At 68.3% G+C, this 19968-nt stretch carries 20 protein-coding genes; 14 read left to right on the forward strand and 6 right to left on the reverse strand.

Annotated elements, in window-relative coordinates; all coding sequences use genetic code 11:
• The first annotated feature begins 132 nt into the window (after positions 1 to 132).
• The 9 genes from V5D55_RS11535 to V5D55_RS11575 all read left to right on the forward strand — a co-directional run bounded on the left by V5D55_RS11535 (position 133) and on the right by V5D55_RS11575 (position 8751).
• The gene (locus V5D55_RS11535) at positions 133 to 1527 is read left to right on the forward strand and encodes a sensor histidine kinase (protein ID WP_435743111.1); all 1395 of its coding nucleotides are present in this window, start codon (positions 133 to 135) and stop codon (positions 1525 to 1527) included.
• The gene (locus V5D55_RS11540; protein WP_435743113.1) at positions 1524 to 2723 is read left to right on the forward strand and encodes a hypothetical protein; all 1200 of its coding nucleotides are present in this window, start codon (positions 1524 to 1526) and stop codon (positions 2721 to 2723) included. Before V5D55_RS11535 ends, V5D55_RS11540 begins: the two co-directional genes overlap by 4 nt.
• The gene (tsaB, locus tag V5D55_RS11545; RefSeq protein WP_435743115.1) at positions 2720 to 3343 is read left to right on the forward strand and encodes a tRNA (adenosine(37)-N6)-threonylcarbamoyltransferase complex dimerization subunit type 1 TsaB; all 624 of its coding nucleotides are present in this window, start codon (positions 2720 to 2722) and stop codon (positions 3341 to 3343) included. The genes V5D55_RS11540 and tsaB overlap by 4 nt, the downstream gene beginning before the upstream one ends.
• The gene (rimI, locus tag V5D55_RS11550) at positions 3340 to 3828 is read left to right on the forward strand and encodes a ribosomal protein S18-alanine N-acetyltransferase (protein ID WP_435743117.1); all 489 of its coding nucleotides are present in this window, start codon (positions 3340 to 3342) and stop codon (positions 3826 to 3828) included. Before tsaB ends, rimI begins: the two co-directional genes overlap by 4 nt.
• The gene (gene tsaD / locus V5D55_RS11555) at positions 3825 to 4898 is read left to right on the forward strand and encodes a tRNA (adenosine(37)-N6)-threonylcarbamoyltransferase complex transferase subunit TsaD (RefSeq protein ID WP_435743119.1); all 1074 of its coding nucleotides are present in this window, start codon (positions 3825 to 3827) and stop codon (positions 4896 to 4898) included. Before rimI ends, tsaD begins: the two co-directional genes overlap by 4 nt.
• Positions 4895 to 5383: a hypothetical protein gene (locus V5D55_RS11560; protein WP_435743121.1), complete on the forward strand. Its 489-nt coding sequence runs from the start codon at positions 4895 to 4897 to the stop codon at positions 5381 to 5383. The genes tsaD and V5D55_RS11560 overlap by 4 nt, the downstream gene beginning before the upstream one ends.
• 4 nt (positions 5384 to 5387) lie before the next feature.
• Positions 5388 to 6482, forward strand: a complete 1095-nt coding sequence (locus V5D55_RS11565) for a hypothetical protein (RefSeq protein WP_435743123.1) — start codon at positions 5388 to 5390, stop codon at positions 6480 to 6482.
• Positions 6466 to 7623 (forward strand): hypothetical protein, encoded by a 1158-nt coding sequence (locus V5D55_RS11570; protein ID WP_435743125.1) that lies wholly within the window; start codon positions 6466 to 6468, stop codon positions 7621 to 7623. Before V5D55_RS11565 ends, V5D55_RS11570 begins: the two co-directional genes overlap by 17 nt.
• Before the next feature lie 129 nt (positions 7624 to 7752).
• Positions 7753 to 8751 (forward strand): IS481 family transposase, encoded by a 999-nt coding sequence (locus V5D55_RS11575; protein WP_435743127.1) that lies wholly within the window; start codon positions 7753 to 7755, stop codon positions 8749 to 8751.
• Here V5D55_RS11575 and V5D55_RS11580 read toward each other — a convergent pair.
• The gene (locus V5D55_RS11580) at positions 8748 to 9956 is read right to left on the reverse strand and encodes a THUMP-like domain-containing protein (RefSeq protein WP_435743129.1); all 1209 of its coding nucleotides are present in this window, start codon (positions 9954 to 9956) and stop codon (positions 8748 to 8750) included. The two genes, V5D55_RS11575 and V5D55_RS11580, sit on opposite strands and share 4 nt — an antisense overlap.
• Positions 9957 to 10109: 153 nt before the next feature.
• Here V5D55_RS11580 and groES point away from each other — a divergent pair, with 153 nt between their 5' ends.
• From groES to V5D55_RS11595, 3 genes are all read left to right on the forward strand, one after another.
• Entirely contained in the window at positions 10110 to 10406 is a 297-nt protein-coding gene (gene groES, locus V5D55_RS11585; RefSeq protein ID WP_046012430.1) for a co-chaperone GroES, read from the forward strand.
• A 145-nt stretch (positions 10407 to 10551) separates the two neighbouring features.
• A complete protein-coding gene (rarD, locus tag V5D55_RS11590) occupies positions 10552 to 11487 on the forward strand; it encodes an EamA family transporter RarD (RefSeq protein WP_435743131.1) in 936 nt (311 codons plus the stop codon).
• Positions 11488 to 11631: 144 nt separating this feature from the next.
• Positions 11632 to 12888 carry an ABC transporter substrate-binding protein gene (locus V5D55_RS11595; protein ID WP_435743133.1) on the forward strand — a complete coding sequence of 419 codons (1257 nt, stop codon included), beginning with the start codon at positions 11632 to 11634 and terminating at the stop codon, positions 12886 to 12888.
• A 132-nt stretch (positions 12889 to 13020) separates the two neighbouring features.
• Here the strand turns inward: V5D55_RS11595 and V5D55_RS11600 are convergent, their stop codons facing one another.
• The 4 genes from V5D55_RS11600 to V5D55_RS11615 are packed head-to-tail and all read right to left on the reverse strand — an operon-like array spanning position 13021 to position 17034.
• Positions 13021 to 13788, reverse strand: a complete 768-nt coding sequence (locus V5D55_RS11600; protein WP_435743135.1) for an ABC transporter ATP-binding protein — start codon at positions 13786 to 13788, stop codon at positions 13021 to 13023.
• A complete protein-coding gene (locus V5D55_RS11605) occupies positions 13785 to 14777 on the reverse strand; it encodes an ABC transporter ATP-binding protein (protein WP_435743137.1) in 993 nt (330 codons plus the stop codon). The genes V5D55_RS11600 and V5D55_RS11605 overlap by 4 nt, the downstream gene beginning before the upstream one ends.
• Entirely contained in the window at positions 14767 to 15744 is a 978-nt protein-coding gene (locus V5D55_RS11610) for a branched-chain amino acid ABC transporter permease (RefSeq protein WP_435743139.1), read from the reverse strand. Before V5D55_RS11610 ends, V5D55_RS11605 begins: the two co-directional genes overlap by 11 nt.
• Positions 15745 to 15747: 3 nt before the next feature.
• Positions 15748 to 17034 carry a branched-chain amino acid ABC transporter permease gene (locus V5D55_RS11615; protein ID WP_435743141.1) on the reverse strand — a complete coding sequence of 429 codons (1287 nt, stop codon included), beginning with the start codon at positions 17032 to 17034 and terminating at the stop codon, positions 15748 to 15750.
• Positions 17035 to 17347: 313 nt separating this feature from the next.
• On the opposite strand from V5D55_RS11615, the gene guaB reads away from it, so the two are divergent.
• Positions 17348 to 18850, forward strand: a complete 1503-nt coding sequence (gene guaB, locus V5D55_RS11620; protein ID WP_435743143.1) for an IMP dehydrogenase — start codon at positions 17348 to 17350, stop codon at positions 18848 to 18850.
• Between the two features lie 76 nt (positions 18851 to 18926).
• Here guaB and V5D55_RS11625 read toward each other — a convergent pair whose 3' ends face one another.
• Entirely contained in the window at positions 18927 to 19346 is a 420-nt protein-coding gene (locus tag V5D55_RS11625) for a DUF4190 domain-containing protein (protein ID WP_435743145.1), read from the reverse strand.
• A gap of 142 nt (positions 19347 to 19488) precedes the next feature.
• On the opposite strand from V5D55_RS11625, the gene V5D55_RS11630 reads away from it, so the two are divergent.
• Positions 19489 to 19803 (forward strand): DUF2277 domain-containing protein, encoded by a 315-nt coding sequence (locus V5D55_RS11630; protein WP_435743147.1) that lies wholly within the window; start codon positions 19489 to 19491, stop codon positions 19801 to 19803.
• Positions 19804 to 19968 lie beyond the last annotated feature (165 nt).

Below are 19968 nucleotides of genomic sequence, written 5' to 3' on the forward strand. Positions count from 1 at the left end.
CGTGATGGTCGCAGCCTTCAAGCCGCAGACGCTCGCGATTCCGCTCTTCGTCACGGGGCTCGCCGTGGTGGTGCTCACGACATTGCTGACGCTCGCCGTGCCCTGGGCCGGCTCCCGCGGAACGCCGTCGTCGTGGTTCCGCTCCTCGACGCGCTCTCGGTCGGCCTCACCACCACTGCCCCCGATCTCCGGCTCGGCCTGCTCTGGGTGTTCCCGGTCACGTGGCTGGCGACGTATTTCGCCCTGCCGTGGGTGCTCGGCGGCGTCGTATTCATCAGCGGTTGCCTGGTGCTCTTCGCGGAGCGGAGCGGGGAGCCGGCCGATGTGCTGCTGCGTGTTCTGACCGTGATCATCACCCTGAGCTTCCTCGGGGTGACGGTGCGCATCGGCGCCCAGCGCTCGCGCGCGGCGAGGAGACTCCTCGAACGCCGGTCCGATCAGGTGAACCGGGCCGCTGAGCGCGCCCAGACGAACCAGCAGCGGGTGACGCAGATCATCGACGCTCTGGGAGTCGCTCTCGTCGTCGTCGACGGCGACGGCCGGATCCTGCAGATGAACGATGCCTATCGCGCGCTGTACGGTCGCGATCGCTTCGGTGCGGCGCTGCCGTCGGCGGCAGTCGAGTACGACCGGCGGCGAGGCTCCGCGGTGCCGCCCGACCGCACGACGCTGTCGAGAGCCGTGGGCGGGGAGACGCTGGACGACGAGCGCGTCTGGCTGTTCGACAGCGACGGACAATGGAGAGCGCTGCAGGTGAGCACGCAGACGATGGCGAGCGAGGGGGAGCACATCGCCCTGGTCGTGATCGACGACGTCACCGCGGTGCTGGACTCCGCCGAGGAGCGTCGTACGCTCGCCGCGATCGTGTCGCATGAGCTGCGCAATCCGCTCACGGCCATCATCGGCCACGTCGACCTGCTGCTGGAGCGGGACGACCTCCCTTCCCGCGTCACGGCGCAGCTCGAGGTGATCGCGAACGCCGGCGAGCGGATGGAGGACCTCGTGGCGTCGACGCTGGAGTCGACCAGGCACGTGCCGGATGAGCCCTTCGAGCCCGTCGACCTGCGCCAGGTCGTCGAGGCGTCCGCGGCATCCTTCGCGCCCCTCATCTCGGGCAGCCGCAAGGAGCTCGAGGTCAGCGGTGCGGAGAGTCTCGTGATCTACGGCGACGCCTTCCGGCTGCGCCAGGTGCTCGACAATCTGCTCAGCAACGCCGTCAAGTACACACCTGCCGGTGGCCGGATCATCGTGGACCTCGGCTCGGCGTCGGATGGACAGGCGGAGCTCTCCATCCGCGACACCGGCACGGGCATCGCGGCCGACGAGCTGCCCCGACTGTTCGAGCCGTACTTCCGCACCGACCGGGCCGTGCTCGCCGGTGTGGCGGGTACCGGACTCGGCATGGGCATCGCCCGTGACATCGTCGAGGCGCACGAAGGCAGCATCGACGTGGCCAGCACCATGGGCGTCGGCACCATCGTCACCCTGCGCTTCCCGCAGCGGCGTGTGAAGGAGGTCCTGGTGTGAACACACTCGCGGTCGTGCCCGTTCAGGTCGACATCACGACGAGCATGGTGGCCGTCGTGACGGTGCTCGCCACGCTGGTCCTCAGTCTGGGGACTCTGGCACGCCCCAGCCGAGCGACCGTCGTCTGGGGCGCGGCGTTCGCTCTGGGAGTGCTCGGGGCGTACCTCTGGCTTGCCGGCAATCAGACCGACGAACCCGTGCTGCGCGGGGCCGCCTCGGGACTCCTCCTCTGCTTCGAGCCCCTGGTGTGGCTCGGCCTGCGCATGCGCCTCGGTCGGCGCGTCGTGTGGTGGCCGGTCGTCGTGTTCCTGCCCGTGGCGCCGGGGTTGCTCGTCGCGACCGCGGGAACGCCCTGGTATCTGCCGGCGTTCCATGCGATCTTCCTCGGAAGTGCCTTCTTCGCGGCGTTGGTGGCCTACGAGCTGCTCCGTCGCCGGCCGACCGCCCTGGACGTCGTGCTCCCGCTCGCTCTCGCCTCCTGCGCCTTCGTCGTCGTCGCGGTGGCCAGCGCCGTGTTCGCCCTGCTGAGCGGGGGTGAGAGCACAGGCGCCCAGCTGAGCGCCCTCCGCGGCATGAACGCGGTGGGCACTCTCGTGGTCAGCACCTGCGCGGCTTTCACTCTCGTGCTGATGGTGAGGGCGGAGGCCTCGGCGCTGAGCGACGTCGAGGGCGCCACACAGCGCGCTCGACGCCGTCTGGAGAAGGCACACGCACAGAACGAGCAGATCTGGTCGATCCTCGATGTGCGCCTCGACGACCCGGCCGATCTGCGCGAGGCATCGACGGGATCTACATTCGCCCTCATCGTCGACCGGTTCCACGCCGACGTCGAAGAGGCGCTTCCCGCTTCGGCGGACGCCGTGCGCATCGACGACAGCCGGGCGGTCGTCATCATCCGCGGCAGCGAAGAGGCGGTGCAGTTCCACATCCGCGAGATCCTGAACCGGATCTCGGTCATTCAGCGCGATGCCCCGGTCGACGGCATCCGGTCATCGGCCAGCATCGGGTGGGCGACGGTCGCGGTACTCGGCTATGACTACGACACGCTCGTCGCCGCCGCAGCGGAGGCCGCGGTGCGTGCGCGTGCGGACGGCGGCGACCGCTGGGACCGCGCGACCACGCGCGATGCGCCTGTCACAGAGCTTGCCGCCGCGTCGAGCACATCCCCGGTGGGCCCGACTACCCTGGAGAGGTGATCCTCGCCGTCGATACTTCCCTGGGCACGTCTGTCGCCCTCATCGATGTCGACGGGGCGCGCCGCGGTGAAGCGATGACGACCGACCCGCTCGGGCACGCCGAGGTGATCGGCGATCTGCTGGTCCGGGTGCTCGATGAAGCCGGCCCCGACGACATCACTCAGGTCGTCGCGGGCATGGGGCCAGGACCGTTCACCGGACTGCGCATCGGTATCGCGGCGGCCCGCACGTTCGCTCTCGGCCGAGGCATCCCCGTCGTTGCCGTGCCGAGCCATCTCGCGGCGGCGCTCACGGCGCTGGAGACCGAGGGGGAGAACGGGCCGTTCGCCATCGTCACCGATGCCCGGCGGCGTGAGGTCGCGATCACGGTGTTCGACGGGATCGACGACGATGGCATCCCGCATGTCGCGGCCGACACCGTCCTGGTCCGCGCGGTCGACGCGGATGCCCATCTCGACGGCATCCGACGCATCGATGTCGCCTCCCTCTCCGCCACGGATCTCGCGCGGGTGGGCGCGCGCGCCCAGGCTGCCGGCCGCACGCTCGCGGGCCACGAGCCGCTCTACATGCGTCACCCGGATGTCACGATGCCGGGAGCGCCGAAGAAGGTCGGATCATGACGATCCGTCTCGCCACCCCCGACGATCTCGGGGCGATCATGGGCATCGAGAATCGTTCCTTCCCCACGGACGCGTGGAGTTCGGAGGCTATGGCGAGCGAGCTCGCCAGTCCGCACGGACGCTACCTGGTCGACGAGGTCGATGGCGTCGTGATCGGCTACGGCGGCGTGCGCGCGCTGCAGGGAAGCGCGGATGCCGACATCCAGACCATCGCCCTCGATGCCGCACACCGCGGCGCAGGGCGCGGCCGGGCGCTGCTGCGCGCACTGCTCGCGGCGGCGGTCGAACGCGGTGCACGGGAGGTCTTCCTCGAGGTCAGGGCCGACAACCCGACCGCGGAGGGGCTGTACCTCGCCGAGGACTTCGAGGAGATCGCCAGGCGGCCTCGCTACTATCAGCCGGACGACGTGGACGCGATCGTGATGCGGCGGGATCTGCGCCGACACCCGCTGCCCGCCGATGAGCCGGAGGAGGCGAACGCATGAGTGAGCCCCTGGTGCTCGGCATCGAGACGAGTTGCGACGAGACCGGCATCGGCATCGTGCGCGGACGCACGCTGCTCTCGAACACGATCGCGTCCAGCATGGACGAGCACGCGCGCTTCGGCGGTGTGGTGCCTGAGGTCGCCGCTCGCGCACATCTCGAGGCCCTGCAGCCCGCCATCGATGCGGCGCTCGCCGAAGCCGGTGTGCGACTCGACGATCTCGATGCGGTCGCGGTGACCAGCGGCCCTGGTCTCGCCGGTGCGCTGATGGTCGGCGTCGGCGCGGCGAAAGGGCTCGCAGTCTCGCTCGGCAAGCCGCTGTACGCCGTGAACCACCTCGTCGGCCACATCGCCGCCGACATCCTCACTCCGGATTCCGCTCCGCTCGAATACCCGACGATCGCTCTGCTGGTCTCGGGCGGGCACACCTCGCTGCTGCACGTGCGCGACCTCACGACCGACGTCGAACTGCTCGGCGAGACCATGGACGATGCGGCGGGGGAGGCCTTCGACAAGGTCGCTCGGCTCCTCTCCCTGCCATACCCCGGCGGACCCGAGATCGACCGGGCGGCGCTCGACGGCGACCCGCAGGCGATCCGCTTCCCCCGCGGGCTCTCCCGGGCCTCCGACCTGGCGAAGCACCGCTATGACTTCTCGTTCTCGGGCCTGAAGACGGCTGTTGCGCGCTGGGTCGAGCGCTTCGAGGCAGACGGGGGCCCGGACGAACTGCCCGTGGCAGATGTCGCCGCGAGCTTCCGCGAGGCCGTGGTCGACGTGCTCGTGACCAAGGCGCTCGCCGCGTGTGCCGACCTGGGCGTGCCGCGACTGCTGCTCGGCGGCGGCGTCATCGCGAACCGGCGTCTCCGCGAGGTCGCGCTGGAGCGTGCCGCACAGGCGGGCGTGACGGTGCGCATCCCGCCGCTGTCGCTCTGCACCGACAACGGTGCGATGATCGCGGCTCTCGCGGCAGAGTTGATCTCCTCCGGAAGACCCCCGTCGACTCTCGCGTTCGGGGCCGATTCGACCCTTCCCGTGACGGAGATCCAGGTCGCAGAAGCGGTGCCGGTATGAACGACCTGCCGCGAACCCCCGAGCCCGCCGGCTCGTCCCCCGTTCCGACCGCGCGCATCGAGGGGCCGAGCGGTGAGGTCGAGCGGCCCGTCGGAGCGACTCGGATCCCGGGCGCTCGTCGTGACGGCTATACGAAACTGCCCACCGGGCCGGTCGGTGTCGAGCCGGTGGTCGTGAGCGGCCCCGACATCGACGCCGTGGACGAGACCGAGTGGGAGCCGACGACGGGTGCCGCTGCGGTCGACGACACGCGCCTGGCGCCCTGGGCGCTGCTCGCTGCAATCGTCGCGCTCGGAGCGTCCTTCTTCGTCGGCTGGGGGATCCCGGTCGCGATCGTCGCCGTGATCGCCGCCATCATGTCGCTGCGTCGCCCCGTCGAAAGCCGGGCGATCGCCCGCTGGGCGCTCGTCCTCGGACTCTGCGCCACCGTGTACAGCCTGGGCTGGCTGGTCTGGGCGGGCATGCAGTTCGAGAGACTCGGGTAGACGGATGCTGAGCGCCGAGGAAGTCGCCGAGCTGCGGGCCCTGCACGAGCGCGCGTATGGCCGCGAGGGCGGTCTGACGGCGACCGAGGCGGCGCGGCTGCGCGAGCTGGACGAGCGACGACTGACGACGGCTTCCGGTTCCCGGGTCGTTGAGGCTCGTGATTCCTGGGTCGCTGAGCCTGTCGAAGCGCCGGCCCTCGGCCCTTCGACAGGCTCAGGGACCCAGGAGAGTGCGTCCGCGGAGTCGCCTGCGACCGATGACGTGATCGAGCCCGCCGTCGGAGGGACGCTGCGCTCCCTTCTGCGTGCGCGCTGGAGGCCCGTCGCCCTGGCTGTGGTCGCCCTGCTGGCGATCGGGGTGGGCGCGGGCTGGGCACTTTTCGGTCGGTCATCCGATGCCGTTGTCGCGCTGACGTCCGAGCAGCAGGAGTGGCAGAACGACCTGCTCGTCGCGGGGAGGTATGACGCCGGTTCGGTTCGCGCGGTCGCCGTGGAGGAGGGCGTGGTCGTCTGGACCGCGACGAAGGACGACCGCGCGCAGACCTGTCTCATCCTGAGCGATGGCAAGACCACGGCGCCGACCTGTCAGAAGGCGGAGACCGTCGCCGATATGGGGTTGCAGGGGTCGATGGTCGTCACAGAGGACGGCGACACGGAGCAGCCGGTGGGAGAGGTCAACGCTCAGCTGCTGTTGTCGGCATCGGGAGAACCTGCCGTGGTCGTGAACACGTTCGACTACAGCGACATGGGCATGATCACCTACGCCAGCGAGGAGGAGACGCGGATCGCGGAACGTCTCGTCGAGGAGGGGATGGACCCGGGGTCGATCTGGGTGGTCGGGTACGACCGCGGCGTGCCGATCTGGTCGACGATGACGGTCGATTCGGGCCGGCAGTGCCTGGTCTACGACGGTTCCACGGATCCGATCGAGATGACGTGCGATGACACCCAGCTGCTCCAGGAGCAGGGCGCGAGTCTGGTCGTGGAGCATGTCGGCGAGGACGGCGAGAAGACGACCTTCGAGCTGTCGCCCAACGTCGGTCCGACGTACCTCGTGATCACGCGTCAAGGGGGTGTGTCGGGTGCCGGGGGAGAGTGACGCTGAGGAGCTTCGCGCGCTGCAGCTAAAGGCTTACGGACGCGATGGCGGACTGACGGATGCCGAGGCGCGGCGACTGCGCGAACTCGAGGACATGCGGTTCGAGCGACCTGCCACCGCGACGGCCTGGTCCTCATCCGACGACGCGGCGACCGACCCGGTCGGGCCCGATCTTGCCCCGGTCGACTCGGAGCCCCGAACGGAAACGCCCGCCGATGAACAGAGGCCCGATGAGGTCCCGCACACCCCGAAGGGTCTGCGCCGACAGCACGGGCTCGTCATCGCCGTGGCCTCTCTCCTCCTCGTCGCAATCGGCGCGGGGGCGGGATGGGCGATCTTCCGGGACCGCCCCGAAGAGCTCGTCATGACGCAGGAGCAGCAGCAGCGTCAGAGCCAGCTCGTGGCGGACGGCAGCTTCGATACCGACTCCGTCCGGGTGCTGGCCGAGGAGCATGGCGCCCTCGCCTGGTACGCGACGAAGGATGATGCGGCGACGTCGTGCTTGATCCTCGACGTCGAGGACCGTTCGCAGCAGCACTGCATGGCATCCGACGACCTCGAGTCCGGTCTGTCCGTGTGGATGCCCATGCCACGCAGAGCGAACAGTGCCGGAGAGTTCGAATCGGAGAACATGTACGCGACACTGCTGCGCACGACGGCCGGCGAGCCGATCGTCCGCATCGAGCGGTGGGAGAGCGGCTCGGGCTCTCTGCTGGAGGGTTACGAGGGCGAAGAACGCACCCGCGCGGAAGCGCTCCTCGCCGACGGCTACGACCTCGGACTCTCGATCGTGGGCTACTTCCAGGACCAGCCTGTCTGGCTCGGCGACCGCCTCGCCGACGACTCGTCCGCGCAGAAGTGCCTCATCGTCGATGCCGCGAACGCGATCCAGTGCGTCGATTTCGACGACGCACTGACCTCAGGTCTCGAGACGTCGACGGTCGACGTCGATACGGCGACCGGTGCCGTGACGAACGTCACGGAGATCGACCTGCGGTTCACCCAGTGGCAGACGCCCCTCCTGACGATCACGAACGCTGTCGGATTCGACGGTCTCGTCGTACCGGGCGAATCGCTCGTGGTGAGCGGCCCTCCTGGAGATCCGATCAGGGTCACCGCCCCCGGGCAGCCCGAGGGGTGACGGAGCCCTGCGGGCTGAACTAGTTGTAGTGCCCAGGGACGTTGTTTGATCTGGATGCCCTGATGTGACGAGAACCTCCAAGGCAGAGTGGAGCTGCTACCGCTTCCGCTCTGAACCGAGGAGGTTCTCGTGTCCCACGCTAATGCGGCCTTGACGCCGCGCCAACGACTCCGGCTGGCTCGGCAGGTCGTCGACGAGGGATGGCCGGTGGCGGGAGCTGCGAGGTACTTCCGGGTGTCGTATCCGACCGCGGCGAAATGGGCGAGGCGTTACGTCGAGCTTGGCGAGGCGGGGATGGCAGACCGGTCAAGCAGACCGCACCGGCATCCGAACAAGACCCCGCAGCCTGTCGTGAAGCGGATCGTGCATTTGCGGATCAAGAAGCGCTTGGGGCCGGTCCAGATCGCCGGACGGCTGGGGATGCAGGCCTCGACGGTCCACGCGGTGCTGGTCCGCTGCCGCCTGAATCGTCTCTCGCATGTCGATGTGAAGACCGGCGAGCCGGCTCGCCGCTACGAACACGACCGTCCCGGTTCCCTGATCCATGTCGATGTGAAGAAGCTGGGCAACATCCCGCTCGGCGGAGGCTGGCGGTTCGTTGGTCGGCAGCAAGGCGGCAAGAACCGAGCCGCGACCGATCAGCACCGCCGCAGGGGTAAACAGCGCGACCCGCTGCTCGGTCACGCCTACATCCACACCGTCATCGATGATCACTCCCGGGTCGCCTACGCGGAGATCCACGACGATGAGAAGGCCGAGACCGCGATCGGTGTCCTGCGTCGTGCAGCCTCTTGGTTCGCCGATCGCGGCGTCACCGTTGAGCGGGTGCTCTCTGACAACGGCCCTGCCTACAAGTCCCACGCCTGGCGAGCGGCATGCGCTGAGCTCAGTATTCGACACAAGCGAACCCGCCCCTACCGGCCGCAGACCAACGGCAAGATCGAAAGGTTCCATCGCACCCTCGCCGATGGCTGGGCCTACTCGAAGCACTACAACTCGGAATCAGCGCGCCGAGCCGCCCTGCCAGCCTGGTTGCACTTCTACAATCACCACAGGCCCCACACAGCCATCGGGAAGCTCCCGCCCATCAGCCGGATCTCAAACAACCTGACTGGGCACTACACCTAGTTCGCCGCGGGAACGCGATCGGCGAGGATCGCCCGCCGTTGGTCGCCGATGCGCGCGAGGATCAGCGTCGCCTCCTCGTCGCCGCGCAGCGTGAGCTTCTTGCGGAACGCTGCGGGGTCGATGTCCACGCCGCGCTTCTTGATCTCGAGTCGCCCGATGCCGTTCGCCTTGAGCGCGGCGCTGATCGCCTTGGGGTTCGCCGGCATCGTCTCGCGTACCCGGAACGATTGCACGAAGGGACTCGTCACGGCGGCATCCGAGGTCAGGTACGCGATGTGCTCGTCGAGCATGCCCGCGTCGAGGCTTCGCGCGACGTCTCCGATCAGACGTGCGCGGATCACGGCACCATCCGGCTCGTGCAGGAATGCTCCCAGCTCGCGCACCGGTGCGTCGGGGGCGTCGGCTGCCGAGGTGAGCTCGTGCGACCGCTCGCCGCGGATCACGAGCGCTGAGCGCCGGACGCCCTCGCGGGCGAGCGCGCCGGTCCAGACGACGAGCTCGACGACGCTGCCGTCGGCGCTCACCCACTGCGCTTCGGCGTCGGCCGGAAGCGCGCCGCGGTCATGCGCCGGTCCGAGCTTGATCCCGGTCGGCGTGCGCGCGGCGACCTCGAAGGCCCAGTCCAGCGAAGGGGAGTAGTCGTCGGCGGCGACGCGACGGGTCTCGCTGTGCCCGGCGGTGCGGCGGGCCGGATCCATCCACACCGCGCCCTGCGCCGGAACGGATCCGTCCAGCGCCTCCTCGGCGGTCGCGTGTCGCACCACGGCGTCGTCGCCGAACGGAGCCAGGTTGTAGGCGGCGATCGCCGCGGTGACCTCGTCGGCGTCGACGGCGAGCACGGCGAGGCCCGCGCCGGCGAAGGCCAGAGCGTCTCCGCCGATGCCGCAACCGAGATCCGAGACGTGTGTGAGGCCCGCGCTCCGGATGCGCTGCGCGTGCCGCGCCGCGACGGCCAGCCGCGTCGCCTGCTCCAGCCCTGCGCGGGTGAAGAGCATCCGTGCGCCGAACGGGCCGAACTTCGCGGCGGCCTTGGCGCGCAGCCGCGCCTGTCCGACGACCGCGGAGACGAGGTCGGGGGAGTGCCCGGCTGCCCGGAGCCGTGACACGGCGCGGGCCACCTCGGCGGTCGACTCGATCGTTCCCACCCCATCGAGCAGTTCGAGCCCTTCGGGGGTGAGCAGGGCCTGCAGCTCGGACATCTCCACGACCTCAGCCTAATCATCGCTTCGAGTCGCACCCGCGCGCATTGGCACTCGCATTGCATGAGTGCCAGCCGAGCGCATAGACTGGATTAGCACTCTCGGGTTGAGAGTGCGAACAAGTCTTTCGTGTCAGCGTCAAGAAAGAAGAGGTAGACCGTGTCGGTTTCCATCAAGCCGCTCGAGGACCGCATCGTCATCCAGCAGGTCGAGGCCGAGCAGACCACCGCGAGTGGCCTGGTCATCCCCGACACTGCCAAGGAGAAGCCCCAGGAGGGCGAGGTCATCGCCGTCGGCCCCGGCCGCATCGATGACAACGGCAACCGCGTCCCGATCGATGTCGCCGTCGGCGACCGTGTCCTGTACAGCAAGTACGGCGGCACCGAGGTGAAGTTCGGTGCAGACGAGTACCTCGTCCTGTCGGCTCGCGACGTCCTGGCTGTCGTCGTCCGCTGAACCGCGTAGTCCTCGAAGGGGCCCGGATGCCACGGCATCCGGGCCTCTTCTGCGTTTCCGCCAGGCGGCGTCGGTTTCCTGCCAAGCTCGATCCCGACGCCCGTCGGCGGCGCCGGGGAGCAGTGCAGCGGCATAGGGTTGTGCGGTGACCCCCGACACCACGACCCGCGCCACACAGACCGCAGGAGTCGCATACGCCGGGGCCGCCTACCTGCTCTGGGGCGTGCTGCCGCTGTACTTCCTGCTCCTCGTGCCGACCGGGCCGTGGGAGGTCGTCGCGTGGCGGGTGCTGCTGTCGCTCGTCTTCTGTCTCCTCCTGCTCACGGTGACCCGCGGCTGGGCGGCGCTCCGGGTGATCGTGCGGCAGCCACAGCTGCTCGGCTGGACGGCACTCGCCGGGCTCCTCATCTACGTCAACTGGCAGGTGTTCGTCATCGGTGCGCTCGCCGACCGCGTCGTGGAGACCAGCCTCGGGTACTTCATCAACCCGATCACCACGGTGCTCCTCGGCGTCTTCGTGCTCAAGGAGCGCATCCGCCGCCTGCAGTGGGCTGCCATCGCCATCGCGGCGACAGCCGTCGTCGTGATCGTGATCGCTTACCGAGAGTTCCCGTGGATCGCGGTGACGCTGACCGCCTCGTTCGGGCTCTACGGGCTGATCAAGAAGAAGATCGGTCCCGCCGTCGACGCCGTCAGCGGTCTGACCCTCGAGTCGTTCTGGCTGATCCCGATCGCCGTCGTGCAGCTGGTCATCGTGGCGCAGACGCCGGCCGGGATCACGATGGGCGGCAACGGCTGGGGCCACGCGGTCCTGCTCGCGCTCGCCGGCGTGGTGACGGCCGTGCCGCTGCTGCTGTTCGCCGCGGGCACCCGCCGAGTGAACCTCACGGTGATCGGCATGCTGCAGTTCGTCACCCCGGTGATGCAGTTCATCATCGGGGTCGCGGTCCTGCACGAGCCGATGCCCGCCGAACGGTGGGCGGGATTCATCATCGTATGGGTCGCCATCGTCGTCTTCGTCGTCGATCTCCTGCTCGCGGCTCGCCGCGGGCGCAGCGCCACCGGATCCGACCCGGCCTGAACCTCGAGATCAGGAGAAGTCGAACTCGGTGTCGGATCGTTAACGCACCGAGATACTGGCGCCCCCTGATCACGCGTATCACGCTCTAGTGTTAGAGCACTCGACCGTGGTCACAATCCACGTTCTGTCACGCAAGGGAGCATCATGAACGTACTGAAGGGTTCGCGCACAGCGAAGGTCTTCGCGGGGATCGCGCTGCTCAGCGCATCCGCCATCGTCATCGCCGGCTGTGCCGGCACGCCGGAATCCAACCCGTCCGAGGGAGGCGGAGACAAGCCTGCCGCCGACCTGACGCTCAAGCTCGGTTCGCTGCTGCCCGCCACCGGGTCGCTCTCGTTCCTGGGTGCGCCGATGGAAGCGGGCGTCCAGCTCGCGGTCAACCAGATCAACGAGGCCGACGCCGGAGTGACGATCGACCTCACCACCGCCGACGAGGGCGACCTCGACAACAAGGCGTACGAGACGTCGATCACCAACCTGCAGAACGCCGGCATCACCGCGATGGTCGGTGCGGCATCCTCCAGCGTCACGAAGCTGATCCTCGACGGCAACGCCAGCGCCGGCATCCTCACCGTGTCGCCGTCGAACACGTCGCCGGACTTCACGGGCATCAACCCGCTGTACTTCCGCACGGCGCCGAGCGACAACCTCCAGGGCGAGGTGCTTGGCAACCAGATCGCCGAAGACGGTCACAAGACCCTCGGCATCATCTACCAGAACGACCCCTACGGCACCGGCCTGTTCGAGGCCATCAAGGCCACGTTCGAGAGCACGAACGGCGAGGTCGTCGAGGCGGTCTCGTACAACCAGGGCGACGGTCAGTTCAACGCCCAGGTGCAGTCGATCGCTGCGGCGAAGCCCGACGCGGTCGCGGTCGTCTCCTACGACCAGTTCGCGACCATCGCGCCGCTGCTCGGCAACGCCGGACTCGACACGGGCTCGCTGTACCTGGTCGACGGCAACCTGAAGGACTGGGGCGACGACGTCTCGGTCAGCCTCGAGGGCTCGAAGGGCACCCGCGCCGGCGCTGAGCTGCCGCAGGACTTCCTCGACCAGCTCAACGAGGTCTGGACCGCCGAGGGCAACGACCCCATCGACGCTGTGACCTACTCGGCTGAGGCGTACGACGCCGTCATCCTGATCGCGCTGTCTGCTCTGCAGGCCGGTTCGGTCGAGGGCGCCGACATGGCCGAGCAGATGGGCGCCGTCTCCGGCGGCAGCGGCGAGGGCGAGAAGTGCAAGACGTTCGAGGAGTGCGCCGAGATCATCAACGGCGGCGGCAAGGCCGACTACGACGGCCTGTCGGGTGAGATCACCTTCGACGAGAACAACGACCCGAAGGGCGCCGCGATCGGCGTCTACGAGTTCGACGCGGACAACGTCACGACCCGCCTCAAGTAAGACACGCAGCACACGAAGGCCCCGGACGATCGTCCGGGGCCTTCCTGCTGCCCTCTGGGAGCCGCGCAGGAGAGCAGCGTCCGGACATGCAGAAGGGGGATGCCAGGCGGCATCCCCCTTCTGCATGCGGGCTCAGGCGGCGTCGGTGCCGAGAGTGCCGAGGTACAGGCCGATGACCTTCGGGTCGTTGAGCAGATCGCGCCCTGAGCCCTCGTACGCGTCCTTGCCCTGGTCGAGGACATACCCGCGATCGCAGATCTGCAGGCAGCGGCGTGCGTTCTGCTCGACCATGATGGTCGTCACGCCGGCCTTGTTGATGTCCGAGACACGGATGAACGCATCGTCCTGACGCACGGGGGAGAGGCCCGCTGACGGCTCGTCGAGCAGCAGCACGGCCGGGTCCATCATCAGGGCGCGCGACATGGCGACCATCTGCCGCTCGCCGCCGGAGAGCGATCCGGCGCGCTGCTTCAGACGCTTGCCGAGCTCGCCGAAGATGCTGCTCACGAACTCGAGGCGCTCGGTGTAGATCTTGGGGTTCTGGTACAGGCCCATCTGCAGGTTCTCCTCGATGGTGAGCGAGGGGAACACGTTGTTGGTCTGCGGCACGAACGCGACTCCGCGCTTGACGAGCTTGTCGGCCTTCAGCCCGACGATGCTCTCGCCGTTGACGGTGACGTCGCCGGAGCGGATGTTGACCATGCCGAAGATCGCCTTGAGCAGCGTGGACTTTCCCGCACCGTTCGGGCCGATGATGCCGATCAGCTCGCCCTTGTGCGCGATCAGGTTCGCGCCGTTGAGGATGTTCACGCCCGGCAGGTAGCCGGCGTGCACGTCTTTCAGCTCGACGATGACATCGTCGTTCTTGATCTCGTTGCGGACCGGCGTCGGGTCGGTCATGCCTTCTCCTCCTCAGCGTCTTCGACGGACTCCTCGGCCTCGACCTCGGCTTCGACCTGCTCGCGGAACTTCGCGGCGTCGGCCTCCGAGATGACGGGGAGGCGGCCGGTCACGGCACCCAGATCGACGTCCTGGTGCGCGCCCAGGTAGGCATCGACCACGGCGGGATCCTCCATAACCTTGTCGGGCGGACCCTCGGCGACGACCCGGCCCTCGGCCATGACGACCACCCAGTCGGCGATGTGGCGCACCATGTGCATGTCGTGCTCGACGAACAGCACGGTCATGCCCAGATCCTTGAGATCGAGGATGTGCTCGAGCAGCGACTGCGTCAGCGCGGGGTTCACCCCGGCCATCGGCTCATCGAGCATCACCAGCGTCGGGTTGCTCATCAGCGCTCGCGCCATCTCGAGGAGCTTGCGCTGCCCGCCCGAGAGCGAGGCGGCGAAGTCCTGCTCCTTCGCGTCGAGCTTGAACCGGGTGAGCAGCTCGTGCGCCCGCTGCTCGATCTCGGCATCCTGCTTCCGCCAGAGGAAGGGGAAGAGTCCGGCCCAGAAGCCCTCGCCGCGCTGGTTCGGCGCGCCGAGCTTCATGTTCTCGATCACCGTCAGCAGCGACAGCGACTTGGTGAGCTGGAACGTGCGCACCTGCCCCATCCGCGCCACCTTGAACGACGGGATGCCGGACAGGTTCGTTCCGTCGAACGACCAGGTGCCGCTGTTGGGCTTGTCGAAGCCGCACAGCAGGTTGAACAGCGTCGTCTTTCCCGCGCCGTTGGGGCCGATCAGCGCGGTGATCGCGCCGCGGGGGATCTCCAGATGGTCGACGTCGACGGCCGTCAGACCGCCGAAGCGCCGCTGCACGGCATCGACGACGAGGATCGGATCGACCTTCGCGACACCGGGCGCGGTCGGACCGGCGGTGAGTCCCGTGGTCTTGGCGCGGGGCGCGCTCTTCGCGGACGTGGCCGCGTCGTTGTCACCGGACAAAAGTCATCTCCCTCTTGTTTCCGAGGATGCCCTGCGGGCGGAACACCACGATCAGCATCAGGACGACGCCGATGAGGATGTAGCGCACGACGTCTGCCTGCGCGCCCGTCATGGGCAGGTACCCGGCGTTCGCCATGGCCGGGAGGAGTGCGCCGAGAAAGGCGAACACCACCCAGAACAGCAGGGCGCCGAGCGTGGGTCCGAAGACGGTCGCCGCTCCACCGAGGAGAAGGATCGTCCAGAGGAAGAAGGTGAGCGACGTCGAGTAGCTGCCGGGGATCACGGCCGACGGGAGCACGAAGACGATGCCTCCGAGTGCGCCGATGACGCCTCCGACGACGAGCGCCTGCATCTTGTAGGCGAAGACGTTCTTGCCGAGCGAGCGCACGGCGTCCTCGTCTTCACGGATGCCCTTGAGCACCCGCCCCCACGGGCTGCGCATGAGCGCCCAGACCACCAGGACCGAGAGTGCGAGGACGAGCAGGCCGAAGAGACGGACCCACAGGTCGTTCGCGTTGTAGGTCCACGGGCCGAAGCCGTAGGTGCCAGGGGGGAACGGGTTGGCGTCGCGGAAGCTCTGGTGATACCCGGAGAGGCCGCCGGCGGAGTTCGTCACGTCTCCGAACAGTTCTGTGACGAAGAGCAGACGCACGACCTCGGCCGTCGCGATGGTCGCGATGGCCAGGTAGTCGGCGCGCAGGCGCAGGGTCGGGATACCGAGGACGAGCGCGAAGGCCGCGCCGCCCAGTACGCCGACCAGGACGCCGGCCCACCAGGGGAATCCGAACGTGAGGATCGAGATCGCGTAGCCGTAGCTGCCGATCGCCATGAACGCCGCCATGCCGAAGTTGAGCAGTCCGGTGTAGCCGAAGTGCACGGCGAGGCCGGTCGCCGCGAGGGCGTACGCGATCGTCGTCGGGCTGAAGAGATAGGAGGCGGTATTGCCGAAGATGCTGCCGAAGTCCATGCGTCAGCCCAACCTTTCCTTGCGGCCGAGGATGCCCTGGGGTCGCACCAGCAGGATCACGATCAGTGCGACCAGTGCCGTGGCGTACTTGAGGTCGGAGGGGACACCCAGCAGCGTCGACACCTCGACGGCCATGCCGACGATGATCGATCCGATCAGGGCGCCGATCGCGGAGCCGAGACCGCCGAGGGTGATCGCGCAGAACATCAGCAGCAGCATCTGCATGCCCATGTCCCACTTCACACCCGGACGGAAGTACGCCCAGAGGATTCCCGAGATCGCGGCGAGCATGCCCGCGACGATCCAGACGGTGCGGACGACCTTGTCGACGTCGATGCCGGATGCCGCGGCGAGCTGCGGGTTGTCCGAGATCGCGCGCGTCGCCTTGCCGGTGCGGGTCCTGGTGAGGAAGAAGGCCACGCCCAGGATCACGATGATGCTCGTACCCATCCCGATCAGGTCGATGTACGAGAGCGAGATCGGTCCGAGCCTCATCGGCTCCGGGCTCGCGCCGGGAAGCTGATAGGTGTTGCCGCCGATGATGTACTGCAGCCCGTAGCGGAGCGCGAGCGAGAGGCCGATGCTGACGATCATGAGCTGGACGATGCCGAGCCCTCGTCGACGCAGCGGCCGCCAGATGCCGGCATCCAACGCCCAGCCGAGCGCTGCACCGCCGATCACGGCGGCGATGATGCCGAGCCACGGAGGCAGGTGCCAGAAGGTGGTGAACAGCAGAGCCACCACGGCGCCCCACGTGACCATCTCACCGTGTGCGAAGTTCGACAGTCGCGTGGTGCCGTAGATGAGCGCGGCGCCCATCGAAGCGAGGCCGAGGAGAAAGCCGAAGTTCAGGCCGCCGACCATGCGCGAGAGCAGCTGATCGATGAAGGAGACCGTGATCCGTTCGCCGGCGCCCAGGAAGAAGTTGACGATCTTCGTGCCGGTGAGCCCGAACTCGAGCTCGAACGACGCGGTCGTACCTGCGACGGGCTGGGTGCCCTCGGGGAGCTGCGACGCATCGACGACCACGCCGTCGGGAAGCGTCGACTCATCCACCGTGAGGGTGTAGGTCTCCTTCTCGGGCACGTACAGGCGCCACTTGCCCTCGGCATCCGTCTCGGTCTCGGCCTCGAAGCCGTTGCCGTCGATGGACATCACGACGCCCTCGACCGGTTCGTCCTGGAAGGTGACGACACCGGCGAAGTAGAAGTCCGTGACCTCCTGCCCGTCGTCCGTCGTCTCCGCAGAAGCGGATGAGGGGGGCAGGATGACGAGCGCTGTGAGCGCCATGAGAATGCCGAGGAGAGCGACGACCCAAGGGTGCCTTCGCTGGACGGCGATCGATGTGGGTCCCACGCAACCTCCACTGTGAGTGCTGCGCTGCGGCATCGGGTGTGAACCGCAGCGATGGACGACGAGTTTGAGCGTAGTGCGCGTTTCGCGATTCGCCTACCTCGGCGGCTCGGTGAGAGGAGAGTGTCCGGTCAGGGAATGTTCTCGGGCGCGACCCGCTTAGAATCTTCATACGGGTTTCCGGCCCGCTGCGGCCGACGTCGTCCCCACTCGCACTCGGATTCGCGCGTCTCGCGCAGGAGGAGCTTCCATGGACCAGCACGATCCCTTCGGCTTCGTCGGACTGACGTACGACGACGTGCTGCTTCTACCGGGGCACACCGACGTCATCCCCAGTGAGGCCGACACGTCCTCCCGGATCACGCGGCGCATCTCGGTCGCCACCCCGCTGCTGTCGAGTGCCATGGACACGGTCACCGAGTCGCGTATGGCGATCGCCATGGCTCGGGAGGGAGGCATCGGCATCCTGCACCGCAACCTCTCTATCGCCGACCAGGCCGCGCACGTCGACCGCGTCAAGCGGAGCGAGTCGGGGATGATCACCGACCCGATCACGACCACGGCGGACGCCACCGTCGAAGAAGTCGACGCGCTGTGCGCCAAGTACCGCATCTCCGGTCTCCCGGTGGTCGACGGCGAGGGCAAGCTCGTCGGCATCATCACCAACCGCGACATGCGCTTCGTCTCGGGCTTCGAACGCCAGACCACGTTCGTGAAAGACGTGATGACGGTCGAGAACCTCGTGACCGCGCCGGTCGGCGTCGCCGCGGGCGAGGTCATCGCGCTCTTCGCCAAGCACCGCGTCGAGAAGCTCCCGCTGATCGACGACGACGGCACGCTCGCCGGACTCATCACCATCAAGGACTTCGACAAGAGCGAGAAGTATCCGCTCGCCACCAAGGACGACCAGGGACGCCTCCGTGTGGGAGCAGCCATCGGCTTCTTCGGCGACGCGTGGGAGCGTGCCGAGGCACTGCGCGACGCGGGCGTCGACGTGCTGGTCGTCGACACGGCGAACGGACAGTCCCAGGGCGTCATCGATCTGGTGCGCCGGCTCAAGGCCGACGAGACCTTCGAGCACATCGACATCATCGGCGGCAACGTCGCGACCCGGGAGGGCGCCCAGGCGCTGATCGACGCGGGCGTGGACGCCGTCAAGGTCGGGGTCGGCCCCGGCTCGATCTGCACGACCCGCGTGGTCGCCGGTGTCGGCGTTCCCCAGGTCACCGCGGTGTACGAGGCATCGCTGGCCGCCCGCCCCGCCGGCGTGCCGGTGATCGCCGACGGCGGTCTGCAGTACTCGGGCGACATCGCCAAGGCGCTGGTCGCCGGTGCCGATGCCGTGATGCTCGGATCGCTGCTCGCCGGTACCGACGAGTCGCCGGGTGAGATCGTCTTCCAGTCGGGCAAGCAGTTCAAGCAGTACCGCGGCATGGGATCGCTCGGTGCGATGCAGACGCGCGGCAAGCAGACCTCGTACTCCAAGGACCGCTACTTCCAGGCCGACGTGCCCAGCGACGACAAGCTCATCCCCGAGGGCATCGAGGGCCAGGTGCCCTACCGCGGCCCGCTCGCCGCGGTCGCGTACCAGCTCGTCGGCGGCCTGCGTCAGTCGATGTTCTACGTCGGCGCGCGCACGATCGAGGAGCTCAAGACGCGCGGCAAGTTCGTGCGCATCACCTCGGCGGGGCTCAAGGAGTCGCACCCGCACGACGTGCAGATCGTCGTCGAGGCGCCGAACTACAAGAAGTAGGCCGACTCGCCACAAAGAGAAGGGACCGGATGCCGAGCGGCATCCGGTCCCTTCTCTTTGTTCTGTCTGGCCGCGGTCAGGACCCGCCGCAGGTGTAGGTGACGCCGTCGACCTCCCAGACGCCCGCGCCGAGTTCCGTGCACATCGCGAAGAGACCTGCGAAGACGGTGATCATCAGGATGATCACGATGACCCAGATGATCGTGATGACGGCGCCGACGATGATGCCCGCGATGGCGAGGCCCTTCGGGGCGCCCGCCTTGCCGAGCTTGACCGCTGCGACGATGCTGAGGATCAGACCGACCGGCGACACCAGGAAGGCGAGCACCAGTCCGACGATCGCCAGGGTGCGTCCGGGAGGAGCCGGTGGAGCCGGCGCATACGCCGAGGGGCCGCCCGCGTACGCCGCGGGGTAGGTCGCGGACGGGTCGCCCGAGGGAGTGCCGTTGAACGCGGGCGGAGTGTGCGGGGAATCGGGGGGCTGGGGGTTCGTCATGTTCTCTCCTGTTCACAGTGAACGGCGATGATGCCGTGGCCTGCTCGTAGCCAGAGCGTAGCGAGACGTGTGCGCGCTGCACCACCGCGTGACCGGATCGCTCCCCTTCCGTCTGTCCGTTGTGCGGCGTAGCGTGCCGGGTATGTGCCGAAACATCGTTCCGCTGAACAACCTGGAGCCCGCCGCGACCGACGAGGAATGCCACGACGCGGCGCTGCAGTTCGTCCGCAAGATCTCGGGCACGAACGCCCCATCGCGGGCGAATCAGGCGGTGTTCGACAGGGCGATCGCGGAGATCGCGCTCGCGACGCGCCAGCTGCTCGACGACCTCGTCACCGCGGCGCCGCCGAAGAACCGCGCGGCCGAGGCAGCCAAGCGCCAGGCGCGTTCCGCCGAGCGCTACGAAGCCATCCGGGTGTACCAGCAGGAGAAGCGCGCCGCCCGCGCCTCGTCGTAGCTCGCCGCGCGCAAACCTCTGGGCGGGTGCGGCGGTCCCGCGACACAGGCCTATGCCAGAATCGTCGTACCCCGCTCGACTTTCCCTGCGGCCCCGGTGAATGAAGGCACCGCGACCGCGCCGCCGATCTCCCCATCGGCCGGGAACCTCCCCAAGGAGAGCCGT

The organism is Microbacterium sp. PMB16 (assembly GCF_051294855.1).
Classification (GTDB): domain Bacteria; phylum Actinomycetota; class Actinomycetes; order Actinomycetales; family Microbacteriaceae; genus Microbacterium.

Bases quoted from the DNA above. Each gene is read 5' to 3' on its own strand.
- V5D55_RS11595 (WP_435743133.1), top strand. From the start codon at position 11,632: ATGAACGTACTGAAGGGTTCGCGCACAGCGAAGGTCTTCGCGGGGATC.
- V5D55_RS11565 (WP_435743123.1), top strand. From the start codon at position 5,388: ATGCTGAGCGCCGAGGAAGTCGCCGAGCTGCGGGCCCTGCACGAGCGC.
- V5D55_RS11625 (WP_435743145.1), bottom strand. From the start codon at position 19,346: ATGACGAACCCCCAGCCCCCCGATTCCCCGCACACTCCGCCCGCGTTC.
- V5D55_RS11610 (WP_435743139.1), bottom strand. From the start codon at position 15,744: ATGGACTTCGGCAGCATCTTCGGCAATACCGCCTCCTATCTCTTCAGC.
- V5D55_RS11630 (WP_435743147.1), top strand. From the start codon at position 19,489: ATGTGCCGAAACATCGTTCCGCTGAACAACCTGGAGCCCGCCGCGACC.
- guaB (WP_435743143.1), top strand. From the start codon at position 17,348: ATGGACCAGCACGATCCCTTCGGCTTCGTCGGACTGACGTACGACGAC.
- tsaD (WP_435743119.1), top strand. From the start codon at position 3,825: ATGAGTGAGCCCCTGGTGCTCGGCATCGAGACGAGTTGCGACGAGACC.
- V5D55_RS11615 (WP_435743141.1), bottom strand. From the start codon at position 17,034: ATGGCGCTCACAGCGCTCGTCATCCTGCCCCCCTCATCCGCTTCTGCG.
- V5D55_RS11600 (WP_435743135.1), bottom strand. From the start codon at position 13,788: ATGACCGACCCGACGCCGGTCCGCAACGAGATCAAGAACGACGATGTC.
- rimI (WP_435743117.1), top strand. From the start codon at position 3,340: ATGACGATCCGTCTCGCCACCCCCGACGATCTCGGGGCGATCATGGGC.
- V5D55_RS11560 (WP_435743121.1), top strand. From the start codon at position 4,895: ATGAACGACCTGCCGCGAACCCCCGAGCCCGCCGGCTCGTCCCCCGTT.